Source organism: Planktothrix sp. PCC 11201, assembly GCF_900009135.1.
Taxonomy (GTDB): Bacteria; Cyanobacteriota; Cyanobacteriia; order Cyanobacteriales; family Microcoleaceae; genus Planktothrix.
On record NZ_LT797688.1, the window covers coordinates 636628 to 651111 of the forward strand.

Here is a 14484-nt window from a genome sequence, read left to right on the forward strand (position 1 = left end):
CGTGAAAATACCCTATCTCTTACGCTCAAGTACCCTGGTATTCGCAGTTGGGACTTTGTTGATCATCATTGCTTGTCAATCTTCTATATCTATTATGTCTTCTAATACAACACCCCAAACCACCCATAAATCTCACTTTAAAACCCAGACGGGCGAACAATACGTTTGGAGTCCAGTTAAAATTGGCGGCGGCGGATTTGTGACCGGAATTGTGATTCATCCAACGGTTCCCAATCTGATCTATGCTAGAACTGATGCCGGGGGAGCTTTTCGTTGGCTGGAAAATGAGCAACGTTGGGAGCAATTGTTGAGTGCCCAAACTATTTCCCAACCCGTGTCCCTGAATATTGAAAGTCTAGCCATTACTCCCCAAAACCCCAATTTGATTTATCTAGCAGCCGGAGCTTATACTAAAACGAACTCGGGAGAACCACCTTCTGGGAAATTTTTGAAATCAGAAGATCAGGGGAAATCTTGGCAAATTCTGCCTTTTTCTTTACCGATGGGAGGAAATGAATGGTGGCGCTGGACGGGAGAACGTTTAGCCATTGATCCGAATAATAGTAATATCGTTTACTTTGGCTCGCGATTAAATGGGTTATGGCACTCTGAAAATGGGGGGAATACTTGGCAACAAATCGATCCCCAACAATTACCTCTAGGAAAACCCCATTCTGAAACTCAAAATAAAGCCGGAGTTAGCTTTGTTATTTTTGATCCGAAATCAGGAATATTAGAGGGGAAAACTCAAAGTATTTATGCAGGAGTATCAGGGGAAGGAATTTATCACAGCAACGACGCCGGAAAAACCTGGCAAGTTTTAAAAAAATTATCGAATTCTGATTTAGTTCCCCAACAAGCTGTGATCAACTCCAAGGGAGAATTATTCATAACTTTGTATTTGAGGGAAAAAGATCCCCAGGGTGCAGTTTGGAAATTCACAACCGAGGGATGGCAAGATATTACTCCCTCCTTGAATAAGAATTATAGTGCCATTACCGTTGATCCCCAAGATAGTAATTCCCTATTTGTTGCCACCTATCCTTTGACCCCTACCCGAATTTATCGGTCACAAGATGGGGGAAAAACTTGGATAAAATTAAACAATAATTTGGATCGAATTCCTTGGTGGCCGACTTGGAGTTGGTGGACATTAACCGGAGGAATTGCTATTGATCCCGTCCATCCTAATCATCTTTGGCTAACCACGGGACTAGGAGTTTTAAAAACAGAAAATAACCGCGATCAAACTCTTAATTGGTCAGTCCGAGTGAATGGGATCGAGGAAACCGTAACTTTTGATGCCATCAGTCCCCCAGGAGAAGCAAGTTTAATTACTGCGATCGCCGATCTTGATGGATTTCGTCATCAAAATTTAGACACCTTTCCCCAAACTACCCATGGAAACGGAGCATTTAATACTACTACCAGTCTTGCCTATAGTGCAGGTGATCCTAACTTTATTGTTTCTGTGGGTGCAAGTCATCATGATCCCAGTGTAATTCGGGCGGGATTTTCCGAAGATAATGGCAAAACTTGGCAAAATTTTGCCTCTATTACCCAGAAAACCCATCCTCCCAGTTTAGTCTTTGGGAATGTGGCGGTTTCCGCTACGGATGTTAATAATATTGTCTGGCAACCTAGTGATAATAAACCGCCCTATTTTACGCAAGATCGAGGGAAAACTTGGCAGAAAATTGATGCTTTTGAACAACCTGATATGGGCGGAGGAGCCCATAGCCACTTATGGAATAGTCAACAAATTTTAGCCGCCGATGGGGTTAAAGGCGGAACATTTTATCTTTATCATCACGTTAAGGGAAGATTATTTCGCAGTGATGATGGGGGGAAAACCTGGAAAATTGTTAATGACAAGCTACCTGGAGGTGTTTGGCAAGGAGCCAGGGTAAAAACTGTTCCCGGTCAAGAGGGAGAAGTTTGGGTGAGTTTACAAGACCAAGGACTGTATTACTCCCGCAATTTTGGTCAAGATTTTATCAAAATTTCCCAGGTTGAAGAAAGTCAAACCATTGGTTTTGGTAAAGCAGCCCCCAATCGTCAGAATCTAACGCTGTTTGTTCATGGTAAGATCGCTAATCAATCAGGGGTATTTCGCTCTACAGACTCCGGTACAACTTGGTTAAGAATAGCTGATTATCCTCTAGGATATTGGGGAAGCTCACGGGTATTAACCGGAGATATGAAAGTATTTGGTCGCGTCTTTTTAGGAACAGGTGGTAATGGGTTTATTTATGGACAACCTTTCTGAATGATTCGTTGAGTTAATTGACATTTTGATCCCCCACAATGCTCCCCCTCATTTTTAATGAGTTTAGAGGGGAGCTAGAGGTGTTTTACCGTAGTGTTCATAACTGTTTTTATCCGCTTCCATTCTAATATAAAGAAACGTTAAGATTGGGTTATTGCCAGGTTAAATCAGTGTTAAGCTGAAACCGATTATAATTTGGATTAACAACAGATATGAATCTAAATATTCCCATCTCTGCCAAAAAAATTATTAAATTTTTGCTGGTTATTATTTGTATTTTGACTAGCTTAAGTTTATTAACAGAAATAATTAGTAAATTTTTAGACAATAGAATTTTTGAGTTCTTCTCAGATATTTTTAATTTAGGGACAGAACGCAATATTCCGACACTATTTTCCGTTCTCATTCTTTGGCTTGCCTCTTTTTTATGTGCCTTAATTACTTTTATTAAAAAAGAGAAAGGGGATCGGTATACTATTCATTGGGGTTTTCTGGCTGTAATTTTTCTACTTTTAGGCTGGGATGAAGGAGTTCAACTTCATGATGCCTTAACTAACAGCGCCCTAGCTACTAACCTCTCCTCAATAGCTGGGATTAAAAAACAAGGAGTCTTCACCTTTAATTGGGTTGTAATTGCCATACCGATTGTTTTTTTACTCGGATTGTCTTACCTAAAATTCGTTTGGTCTTTTCCTATCAAACAAAAAAAATTATTAATTATTGCCGCCATCACATATGTGATGGGAGCTTTAGGAATGGAAATGATCTCTGCTTTGATTTTTGATACAATCGGCAATAAACAATTAATTTATATGTTCACTAGCACATCAGAAGACGCGTTAGAAATGCTAGGAGTCGTTATCTTTATCGACTTCCTCTTACTTCACCTTGGTTTATATATCGATCAAATTACGATCAATTTTGTTAAAGGAGATGAACCATTACCATCAGCCCATTTATTACCATCATCAGCCCATTTAATAGATGAGAAAATGCAAAATTATGTCGATTAATTTGGTTTAAAAAGGCGTAATACCAGATTCAAAAGCCCAAAGGAAACATTCATGCTTCAAAAGTAATACATTGGCTGCTGCTGATTCTGGTATTTTTAGAGGGTTTGAGATCCCAAAATGTCCTAAAATATCCAGGATTGCAGGGATCACCATTAACAGTTGACGATTGCTCCTCAACTCGATTTGATATTTTCCCGTTAAATAACGCAAAATGACTTTATGGTGACATCAATGAAATTGTGTCAAAATCGAAGTCATGCTAATCTACACAACCCCGACATTCGACGCACAAGCGAAACAGCAGGGCATCCAGAGTCAAGTGGCAGAATTACTCGTCACCATCAAGACTCAGGGGACAGTGGCTGTGCAGGCGCTGTTTGAGTGGAATTATCCCTACTTAAAGCGACCCGTGCGGAACTTGCGTTTACTGGGCAAAATTCTCTGGGTGAATAATGACCCCATTTTATGTTTATTGGCGGTTTTTCCCCGGGGAGGAAACGAGTATGAGGCATTTTTAAGAAATCCTGATGAATATGGTATCAGTCATTTAGATTCGTTAATTGATCCCAAAGAATTAGAAAATAGTATTAATGCTCAACGGGAAGAACAAAAATCCTTTCCCCGTCGCCCCAGTTTGCCCGAAGATTTACGTCAAATTTGGTTAAAAGGGCCAGATTGGATTAAAAATACCACCGATGCGGTGATTTGTGAAAGTGAAATTTGGGTCACACAATTTAAACAACCCGACACTCAACTGCAATGGCGGACTTATTATGACATTGTGGATAGTTTGGTGGAGAAAAAGTCGGGAATTGAAATTACACCCACTGACTTTTTAGGGATTGAAATTGCCGGGCAACCGGAGCAAAATCGCTATATTATTTATAGTTGGATTCTCACCTGCGATACTCCCAACCGCAGCGTTTTATTTTTACTTTCTACCTTTGATCATTATCCCAATTCCCAGGATATTCTGGAAGTCGGTCAAATCACCCGTCTGTTTAATTCTACTTCGGGAGAAACCTCAGAAAACCCTAATCAAAGTAATATTTTAACCCAGGAATTAACCTTAGAGGATTTAGCCCGCTATACCCGCCGCTCCTATCCCGATTATTTATTAGGAGATTCGGAAATCTGGTTAGAAATTGAGCAGGAATTTGGAATTAATTGGGCGTTATCGATGGAGGAAGAAAAAATTCTCCATGAATTATCTACCCCAGAAATTAGTAATAGTTCCCTGCCAGTTTTTATTAATGGACGGGCGGGCAGTGGTAAATCAACCATGTTATTTTATCTGTTTGCCGATTATTGTTATCGATATCAAAAATATTATTTACAACATCGTCAACGATTAAACTCGGTGCCCCATCCTTTGTTTTTAACCTATAATGAACAATTATTAGGGAAAGCCAAAGAAGGGGTAAAAAAACTCCTCAAAAGTCACCATAAATTTCTATTAGAAGCCGATGGACAGGGAAACAAACCCTCGATTGATATTTGTTTTAAATCCTTTCAACAGTTTTTATTAAGTTTACTCCCCCCAGAAGAAAGCGATAAATTTGATCCCGATAAATATATTAGTTTCCATGATTTTAGGCAACGGTGTAGCCGTCGCTATAGTCGTTATTCCCCCGAACTTTGTTGGCATATTATTAGAACCTTTATTAAAGGTTATACCCTCACGGGACAAAATGAAGGGTATATGACCCCCGATGATTATGAAGAAATTCCCCGACGAGAACGGAGTTTATCCCTGGATATTTTTCAAGCCATTTATCGGCAAGTTTGGCCTTGGTATTATCAATTAACCACCCGCGAAAGCTATTGGGATGATCAAGATTTGATTAGAAAAGTTTTGGAATTTAGTGGAGATAATTTACCCGTTTATACGGCTATTTTCTGTGATGAAGCTCAGGATTTTACTAGTTTAGAACTGCGCTTAATTATGCAGTTATCCATATTTTCCCATTGTGATTTATACCCCCCGGTTTGGTGTTTACCCTTTGCCTTTGCTGGAGATCCCTTTCAGACTTTAAACCCCACGGGATTTCGCTGGGAAAGCGTCAAGGCGACCTTTTTTGATCAAGTGATTGCAGCCCTTGACCCGACGCGAAAACTTAATTTAACCATGACTTTTTATGAGCTTGAATCTAATTATAGATCAAGTCCTTCCATTGTCAAAGTCACGAATTTAATTCATCTATGGCGACATATTTTATTTAAAATTCAAGAGTTAAGACCCCAGGAGTCTTGGCAATCTTATCTGGAGTCTCCCACCCCGCAAAAATTTATTTTTGAACAGAATAATTTTTCCGCCGACTCCCTCAAACAACATATTGAAAAATCCCCGATTTTTATTGTTCCCTGTGAAGCGGGAGGGGAGTTAGACTATATTAGACGAGATGAATTTTTATCCCCTTTATTTCCCGATGCTACGGAAGAAAATCCTCCTAAGAATATTTTGAGTGCAATTCAAGCAAAAGGATTAGAATTTCCTCTGGTTATTTTATATAAATTTGGGGATCAATTTGCCAAGGAATTTAATAAAAAACCTTTAATTGATTATGTTCAAGGGACGGGGAATCATCCCTTGGAATTAGAATACTTTTTTAATAAACTTTATGTCGCAGCTAGTCGAGGAATGTCGGATTTAGTCATTATTGATACGGAAATTGGCGATCGCTGTTTATGGCAATATGCAACAGTTGAAACAGACCCTGCGATAGAGATAGAGACGCGCCGTGGCTCGTCTCTACAGTATGATCAATATTGGTTAAATCAAGTTAACAAACCGGAGCATTGGCAAACCTATATCGGAGGAGTCCGTTGGGGGGATAATTTAGATGGATTACAACGGGATAACCGAGCCTCCCAAGCCCAAAAATTTGAAGAGAATGGTCGGAATCAAAAAAATGCCGCTGACCTCCGACGGGCGAAACAATTTTATCGAGAATTAGGATATTTAGAAAGATCTGATTTATGTGAAGCCTTTGCTTTAAAATTCGATAAACGGTTTCGAGAAGCGGGGCGTTTATTCCTGAAAAGAGGTCAGGAATTAGAGGCGTGGGAATGTTTCTGGGATGGAATGTGTTGGCAAGCTTTAGCGGAATGGTATCATCAATTTCCCCAGAAAAAAACTATAGAAAAACCCTTGGTTGAATTTATGGCACAAACGTCAAAAACCTTGCCCAATATTCGACAATTTACTCAATTTTTAGAGGAAGGTTTGAGTAGTCAACTGATTAAAGAAAACCGTTTAGTTAAGGCTTGGAAATCGGCGGTACAGGATTATAGTCGTCAAGTGAGAATATTGATGCGGGAAAAAATCCTAGACCCGGAAGAATGGCAACGGTTAGGAGAGGTTTTAGAGGGATTAGATGAAGCCAAATACCATGGGGTTTTAGAATTAGCTGGAGATTGTTATTATCGGGCTAAAAACTTACGTCGGGCTGTTCGGTGTTGGCAAGAAAGCGGGGCAAATCAAAAACGAGAATATTATCTGGCTAAAGCTGAATTATCGGGATTTCCTGAAGGTTTACCCTATTTGGAAAAAGCCTTAGATTTTGAACGAATTATTGTGGAATGGGAAAAATCTGGGAAGTCGGGAAATCAACAATGGATTAAACAGTTAGATTGTTTAGGACGGGCTTTAGAGCGACAAAATCGTCTGCGGGATTGGATTAATTATTTAATTAGAATTAAACGTTGGATTGATGCGATCGCAGCGATCGAAAAATGTGGTAAACTAGAGACCATTCTATTTAGGTTTGAACTAATTCGACAAATTTCCCGTTCTAATTTAACCCCTGAACAAGCCAGGGATTTTCGGGGTCGCTATTTAGCCTTAATTGAAAAAGCCCTATCGGTCTCCAACTGGCGACAAAAGTTAGCCGTGGTTGAGGTGGGAATTGCTTTAGAAAAAATTGGGGAATTAGTCCCCACTCTTAAATTTTATGAGCGATTTATTAGTAGTAATGAACCCGCTTTAAAACAGTTTGCTCAACAACGATGGTTAGCAACTAAACTCAAACAAAAAGAATATGCCTTAGTTGCCGAACCCATCCGGGCGCAGGAAATTCAACAAGATATTACTCGCCGGGCCAAGGATTGGAACATCGATCCCACCACCCTCAATTCCGACCCTCCCCGGGTGGATTTAATCGAAAATCCCAAATTACTCCAACTTTCGCCTCCCGACCCCTCCCAGGCGAATCCTGACCTGGATGATGACAGGGTTCAGGGTCTACCCCCCGGCACAAAAATCCGCCTTTTGGGGCCAGAAGCCGATGGCTTTAGTTTCCAAATTGGTCATATTCAAGTTAAACGAGCCAAACGGAATAATAGTTTATGGGTACTTTTGACGGATATTTATAGTTCCAAAGCCCTACAAATTGATGTCGATGGGATACAAGGAAAAGTCAGAATTGGAGAATTAATATTAGAAGTGGCTGACGGTCATCAACTTTCTTTTAATAGTATTACAGGAGATTATCGAGGCACGGTTTTTTATCGAGATGAAAAGCCGAGGGTAGAGTTGCATATTCGGGGAATTTCTAGTATTATCTCCCTTTAATCAGTCATCAGTTATCAGTGTAAGAGTGATCAGTTTAATCAGTCATCAGTAGAGATGTGCCATGGCGCGTCTGTAACAGTTATCAGTGTAGGAGTAATCAGTAGAGGTAGGTTAATTTGTGATTTAGGTGATTAATCAAGATATGATAGAGCCCTGAAGGGCTCACTACGAATCAGGAATATTAGGTACACTTTTATGTCAGAACAATTTTTTACACAACCGATTCCAGAAATTAGTGTTCAAGAGTTAGAAAACTTACTTAAAACGGTTTCCCAAGCAGAGATTCAGTTAATTGATGTGCGGGAACCTCAAGAAATTGAAATGGCGAAAATAGAAGGATTTATTAACTATCCTTTAAGTCAATATAGCGACTGGTCAGATAAAATTTTAGTTCAACTTGACCCGCACCAAGAAACCTTAATTCTGTGTCATCATGGCATGAGATCTGCCCAAATGTGTCAATGGTTGATTCAGCAAGGTTTTACCCAGGTCAAAAATATTAATGGAGGAATTGATGCTTATTCCGTTTTGGTTGATTCCCAGATTCCTCGATATTAAAATCCTAGAAAAAATATCCCTTTGATTTCAATAATAATGATAGAAACTCAAATCAAAAAGTCAGATTTTGTCCTTTCTCCCTACAGGAAAAGTAATAATTTATGGGGAACTTATCAAATCTTAAATACCGTTATTCCCTATCTGCTGTTATGGATTTTAGCCGTTAAAGCCGCCGCTATTTCTCTGTGGTTGCTACCACCGATTATGGTGTTAATCACCCTATTTTCAGTCCGTTGTTTTTCCTTAATGCACGATTGCGGACACTACTCCCTATTTAGTTCAAAAAAGGTGAATCGAGTCGTGGGTTTTATCCTTGGGGTCATCAACGCCATCCCCCAATATCCCTGGTCAAGAGGACACGCCTATCACCACAAAACCAATGGGGACTGGGAACGTTATCGCGGCCCCTCGGCTTTAATTTCCACGGAGGAATTTGCTAAACTGAGTCCATCGGCTCAGGGGTGGTATGAATTTCTCAGACATCCATTCATGATTTTTCCCGGAGGTTTTTTCTACCTAGCCATCAAACCTAGACTCGCATTAATCCTGGGAATTTATGGTTGTTTTATTCATGTTTTAACTTCCTTCAAACAAGATCCAAATATGAGTTGGAGGGAGCGTTTCTCCTCTTATCAATCCAGAAATTGGTATACTACTGGGGAATTTTGGGATCTACTTTTTAACAATATTTGTGTGGTTGGGGGCTGGATTATCCTCAGTCATTATCTGGGATGGGGGTTTTTCTGGACAGTATATTCCATCACCCTAACCTGTTCAGCGGCGCTGTTTATTTGTGTGTTTTTTGTACAACATAACTTTGAGGGTTCCTACGCCCATAAAACCGAAGGTTGGGACTATCTCCGAGGTGCAATTGAGGGCAGTAGTTACCTGGAATTACCTCCGATTTTAAAGTGGTTTTCCGCCGATATTGGCTATCATAATATTCATCATCTTTGTGAAAGAATCCCCAACTATAACCTTGAAGCTTGTCATAATCAGAATATACATTTACTCGCCGGGGTCAAAACCCTGAGAATTTCAGATATTCCTGATTGTTTTAAGTTTATTCTCTGGGATTCTACGGCTAACCGTCTAGTCTCAATCCGGTCATTTCGTCAAGCTACTGCTTTAAATTCTCTAAACAAAATGCCAGCAGCGATTAAGTCCGTTTAAACCCCCTAACATGGAGACCCTTGATTATGGTAGATCAATCTGTTCAATCTAATTTTTCCGATGCTATTGATCAAGGATATTACTTAGATCGAGATTGCACCACTTTATCCCGTCATGTTCTCCAACAACTCCATAGTTTTTCCCACGATGCTCAGGATATTAGCGCTTTAATGAATCGCATCGGATTGGCGGGAAAACTCATCGCCCGTCGCTTATCTCAGTCGGGTTTAGTGGATGATGCGTTGGGGTTTACCGGGGCCGTAAACGTGCAGGGAGAGTCCGTACAACAGATGGATGTTTATTCTAATTCCGTGTTTATTTCGGTGTTCAAACAAAGCGGTTTAGTCTGTCGTTTGGCCTCCGAAGAAATGGAAAAACCCTTTTATATTCCCGAAAATTGCCCGATTGGACGCTATACTTTGCTCTATGATCCCCTTGATGGTTCATCGAATTTAGATACGAACTTAAATGTCGGATCAATATTTGCGATTCGTCAACAGGAAGGCAACGATGAAGACGGGGAAGCGAAGGATTTATTACAAAGTGGACGCAAACAAATTGCCGCCGGATATATTCTTTATGGCCCGAGTACGATTCTCGTTTATTCTATTGGAACCGGGGTTCATGCGTTTATTCTTGACCCGAGTTTGGGAGAATTTATTCTAGCGAATGAGAATATTAAAATTCCAGATCATGGGCCGATTTATAGTGTGAATGAAGGGAATTTTTGGCAGTGGGATGAATCCATTCGAGATTATACCCGTTATGTCCATCGTCATGAAGGATATACGGCCCGTTATAGTGGGGCTTTAGTGGGAGATGTTCACCGAATTTTATATCAAGGCGGTGTGTTTTTATATCCGGGTACGATTAAGAAACCCGAGGGAAAATTACGGTTATTATATGAGTCTGCACCCATGGCATTTTTAATTGAACAAGCCGGAGGAATGGCTTCAACCGGAGCCCAAGAAATTTTAGATGTGATTCCCGGAAAACTGCATCAACGTACCCCTTTAATTATTGGGAGTAAAGAGGATGTAATGTTAGTTAAATCATTTATTGAAGATCGCAAACGTCGGGAACAAGAAGGAGGAATTGAATAAAAACGGTCTCCCAACCCAGGCGCAAAGAGGGTTGGGAGACCCAACCCCTACGGTAAAATATTACAATCGATTTAGGATTGCTATATATAGCGCCACGCATTACAGTTAGGACACTTTTGAGTTCTGAAACCCTTTCCCTGTTCCCTGTTCCCTAGCGCTATACTATTAAAACCTTAAATTTTGACGGGGTTTAAAGGTTTCAATTTGACGTAATTGTTCATATAATTCTCGTTCTTGGGGAGTAATGGTTTTAGGAATAACCACTTGAATTTCAATTAATTGGTCTCCCCTTTCTCCTTGAGGATTGGGATACCCTTTATTTGCTAATCGTAACCGTTGACCGGAGACAACTCCCAAAGGTAAACGCATTTTAACTAAACCATCTAAAGTCGGAATATCAATTTCTCCTCCTAATATAGCTTCCGTGGGAGTGACCGGAATTTGACAATAAATTTCCGATTTTTCTAATCTAAAAAAGGGGTGGGGAGTAATATTAATTTTTAAAAATAAATCCCCGCCATTCATCCCTTGATTTTTTAATCTAATTTGTTGACCTTTCACCATTCCCGGGGGTAAATCCACTTCTAAAGACCGTCCATCCTCCAAACGAATCCGTTCTGTTCCGCCAGTATAGGCCTTTTCCAAAGGTAAGGTTAATCGCGCCTCAATATCCCGTTTTGTTTCCCGAGGAGTGGGTTTATAAACGGCTTTTGTCCGAGGGGAATTATAGGGGTCAGCCGCCGTCATTTGAGCCGCTTTCGGGTCAACGGTTCGGACTTCTCGCCGCCGTCCTAATAATTGGTCAACAAAGGTATCAAAATCCGAAAAATCCCCATAATCTACATCTTCAGTTTGAGAAATTGTCCGACGACTCCCCCAGTTTTTCAGGCCGGAAAAAGCATTTTTTTGCCAATCTTGGAACCCTTTTTGTTTCCAAAATTGACTGTAATCATCATATTGCGCTCGTTTTTCAGGATCGGATAGAATATTATAGGCTTCTCCAATATCTTTAAAGGTTTCTTCGGCTTCCTTATCCCCAGGATTTAAGTCGGGGTGATATTGTCTGGCGAGCCGTCGATAGGCCTTCTTAATTTCATCAATGGATGCTTCACGCGAAACCCCTAAAATTTGATAATAATTCCGAAAATTTTGCATAGGTTGATGTTAGGATTTTAAAGGTTAAATTTAATTTAAATTTAGTAGAAACCCGGTTTCCAGGGGTTTCTAGGGTTATTACAACCAATCATCATCATCATCCCAATTATCGGTTTGAGTGGGGCGACGGGAACGAGTTGTACCCCCGCCCAAACTACTACCATTGTTATTGCGTTGGTCATAACGGGGATAACTGCGAGTTTGAGGTTCATAGGGATCAACTCGACGTTTTTCACCAGAAAAAGTTCGGCGAATGGAACCAAATAAATCATCCTCATCATCCTCCATGGTAAAGACGGAGACTTCCCGACTTAACTCATATAAAGCGTCCTGTAAATCCACACTAATTTGATCAATTCCTCGGTCATCATCCCGTTCTAAACTATCTCTTAAAGAACGAATTAAGGTTTCAATTCTTGACCGTTGACGTTGAGCAAATTGCATTCCATAATCTAAGGCTACTTCCCTTAATTGTCGTTCTGCTTGATAGGTTAAAGCTTGGGCGCGGTTGCGTTTTTCGACCTTTTCCCGTTGCAAACGGTCAACTTCTGCATACTTTTCCGCATCCTTAATCATGCGATTCACTTCTTCTTGAGACAGGGTAGAAGCCCCTTGAATAATTACACTTTGTTCCCGTCCGGTGGTTTTATCTAAAGCGGTGACTTGTAGAATACCATTGGCATCAATATCCAGCGCCACTTGAACTTGCGGAACCCCTCGGGGGGCGGGAGGAATCCCAGTTAACTTAAATCGCCCTAAAGATTTATTATCAACGGCTAATTCTCGTTCCCCTTGTAGGATATGAACTTCCACTAAAGTTTGATTATTTTCAGAAGTTGAAAAAATATCAGAACGCCGCACGGGAATAGTTGTATTGCGAGGAATTAATTTTTTCATCACTCCCCCAATAGTTTCTAATCCCAAGGATAACGGAGTTACATCTAATAATAAAACATCCCGCACATCTCCCCCCAAAATACCCGCTTGAATTGCCGCCCCAACAGCCACTACTTCATCGGGATTAACTCCTTGATTCGGTTCTAAATCAATTAAACTTCTCACTAATTGTTGCACCATGGGCATTCGGGTAGAACCCCCGACTAAGATCACATCATCAATATCATTAGAGGTTAATCCGGCATCGGCTAAGGCCTGTTTGACCGGACGGCGTAACCGTTGAATTAAATCCCCACATAACCCCTCAAATTCCCCTCTAGTCAGGCGAATTTCTAAGTGTTTAGGGCCATCTTCGGTAGCGGCAATAAACGGTAAATTAATATCGGTTACTCCCACCCCGGAAAGCTCGATTTTAGCTTTTTCGGCGGCTTCTGTTAAGCGTTGTAAAGATTGGCGATCGCGCCTTAAATCCACCGCTTCTTCTGATAGGAATTGTTCCGCCAACCAATCCACAATTTTCTGATCAAAATCCGTTCCGCCCAGTTGGGTATCTCCACAGGTCGATTTAACTTCAAATACCCCTTCCCCGACCTCTAAAATCGAGACATCAAAGGTGCCACCGCCCAAATCAAAGACTAAAATCGTGCCATAATCTTGCCGTTCCAAACCATAGGCTAAAGAAGCCGCCGTCGGTTCATTTAATATGCGTTTAACCTCTAATCCGGCAATGCGTCCAGCATCTCTGGTCGCTTGTCTTTGAGAATCATTAAAATAGGCGGGTACCGTAATTACAGCCCCGGTAATTTCTTCCCCTAAATAGCGGGTCGCTTCTTCGACTAATTTTTTTAAGATCATCGCCGAAAGTTCCTCCGGGGCAAAATCCTTATTCACCCGGGGACATTTAATCCGAATATTATCGGTTTCATCCCGTCGCATCGTGTAGGGAACCCGTTTAGAGGCGGCGGTGAGGTCAGAATAGCGACAACCCATGAGTCGTTTCACCCCATAAAAGGTATTTTGGGGATTCAAAACCGCCTGTCGTCTAGCCATCTGTCCCACGATGCGTTCTCCTTCCTTGGTAAACCCAACCACGGAGGGGGTGGTTCGCATCCCTTCAGAGTTAGCAATCACAACGGGTTTTCCGCCCTCCATGACCGCAACCACGGAGTTTGTTGTTCCCAAGTCAATGCCGACTACTTTGCCCATGCGTTGCTTATCTCCTTGTCTATATGGTTTCTGGCTAGATCACTCCTATTCTATCGTGTTGTTACGCATTGTAACGTCTGACCCGTGCGGTGAACCCCCGGGCGTAATATTTTCGCAAGTATGGGAAAGATTATCGAAAAAATGGGTTTAAAACCCCTAAGTTCTACTTAGGCTTTATATTAGGTTGTCTATTGACATCTGATTGTGCTACCATTTCCAGTCACACCGAAAAGATAAACAACCTGTCTAAAAACCTAGTATGCCTAACGGCAAAACGCGCTCACCTTGACAAGTGAATCTATAGGGTTCTACTGCACAGTTCTAGTTTCCCCCAGCAGTGGGTAAAAGATTCGTGGGAAGCTCAACAACCAGTTTTTTTGAAACCAATTAGTTTCAAGTCAAAAAGAACTCGCATTCGTGCGAATAGGGTAGGGCATACCCGCTCTTTAGCTTGGGGAGAATCCCACCTCTGGTTAAAGCACTGCAGGGTAGGTGACTTACTTCAATTTTTGATATGGATATTTTACACCCAACTTT

8 protein-coding genes are annotated in these 14484 nt (G+C 41.0%); 6 read left to right on the top strand and 2 right to left on the bottom strand.

The window, feature by feature from the left end:
* Window positions 1–94: 94 nt before the first annotated feature.
* From PL11201_RS03545 to fbp, 6 genes are all read left to right on the top strand, one after another.
* Window positions 95–2269 carry a WD40/YVTN/BNR-like repeat-containing protein gene (locus PL11201_RS03545; RefSeq protein ID WP_079677218.1) on the top strand — a complete coding sequence of 725 codons (2175 nt, stop codon included), beginning with the start codon at window positions 95–97 and terminating at the stop codon, window positions 2267–2269.
* Window positions 2270–2481: 212 nt separating this feature from the next.
* A complete protein-coding gene (locus PL11201_RS03550; RefSeq protein ID WP_079677219.1) occupies window positions 2482–3282 on the top strand; it encodes a hypothetical protein in 801 nt (266 codons plus the stop codon).
* 256 nt (window positions 3283–3538) lie between these two features.
* Window positions 3539–7855, top strand: a complete 4317-nt coding sequence (locus PL11201_RS03555) for a helicase domain-containing protein (RefSeq protein WP_079677220.1) — start codon at window positions 3539–3541, stop codon at window positions 7853–7855.
* A gap of 195 nt (window positions 7856–8050) precedes the next feature.
* The gene (locus PL11201_RS03560) at window positions 8051–8413 is read left to right on the top strand and encodes a rhodanese-like domain-containing protein (RefSeq protein ID WP_079677221.1); all 363 of its coding nucleotides are present in this window, start codon (window positions 8051–8053) and stop codon (window positions 8411–8413) included.
* Window positions 8414–8449: 36 nt separating this feature from the next.
* Window positions 8450–9586, top strand: a complete 1137-nt coding sequence (locus PL11201_RS03565; protein WP_234996598.1) for a fatty acid desaturase — start codon at window positions 8450–8452, stop codon at window positions 9584–9586.
* Between the two features lie 26 nt (window positions 9587–9612).
* Window positions 9613–10689, top strand: a complete 1077-nt coding sequence (fbp, locus tag PL11201_RS03570; RefSeq protein WP_079677222.1) for a class 1 fructose-bisphosphatase — start codon at window positions 9613–9615, stop codon at window positions 10687–10689.
* A 165-nt stretch (window positions 10690–10854) separates the two neighbouring features.
* Here fbp and PL11201_RS03575 read toward each other — a convergent pair whose 3' ends face one another.
* Together PL11201_RS03575 and dnaK are read right to left on the bottom strand one after the other, a co-directional pair.
* Complete coding sequence (locus tag PL11201_RS03575) at window positions 10855–11844, bottom strand: DnaJ C-terminal domain-containing protein (protein ID WP_079677223.1); 990 nt, start codon at window positions 11842–11844, stop codon at window positions 10855–10857.
* A 78-nt stretch (window positions 11845–11922) separates the two neighbouring features.
* Entirely contained in the window at window positions 11923–13947 is a 2025-nt protein-coding gene (dnaK, locus tag PL11201_RS03580; protein ID WP_079677224.1) for a molecular chaperone DnaK, read from the bottom strand.
* Between the last annotated feature and the right edge of the window lie 537 nt (window positions 13948–14484).

Bases quoted from the DNA above. Each gene is read 5' to 3' on its own strand.
- PL11201_RS03545 (WP_079677218.1), top strand. From the start codon at position 95: ATGTCTTCTAATACAACACCCCAAACCACCCATAAATCTCACTTTAAA.
- PL11201_RS03550 (WP_079677219.1), top strand. From the start codon at position 2,482: ATGAATCTAAATATTCCCATCTCTGCCAAAAAAATTATTAAATTTTTG.
- PL11201_RS03555 (WP_079677220.1), top strand. From the start codon at position 3,539: ATGCTAATCTACACAACCCCGACATTCGACGCACAAGCGAAACAGCAG.
- PL11201_RS03560 (WP_079677221.1), top strand. From the start codon at position 8,051: ATGTCAGAACAATTTTTTACACAACCGATTCCAGAAATTAGTGTTCAA.
- PL11201_RS03565 (WP_234996598.1), top strand. From the start codon at position 8,450: ATGATAGAAACTCAAATCAAAAAGTCAGATTTTGTCCTTTCTCCCTAC.
- fbp (WP_079677222.1), top strand. From the start codon at position 9,613: ATGGTAGATCAATCTGTTCAATCTAATTTTTCCGATGCTATTGATCAA.
- PL11201_RS03575 (WP_079677223.1), bottom strand. From the start codon at position 11,844: ATGCAAAATTTTCGGAATTATTATCAAATTTTAGGGGTTTCGCGTGAA.
- dnaK (WP_079677224.1), bottom strand. From the start codon at position 13,947: ATGGGCAAAGTAGTCGGCATTGACTTGGGAACAACAAACTCCGTGGTT.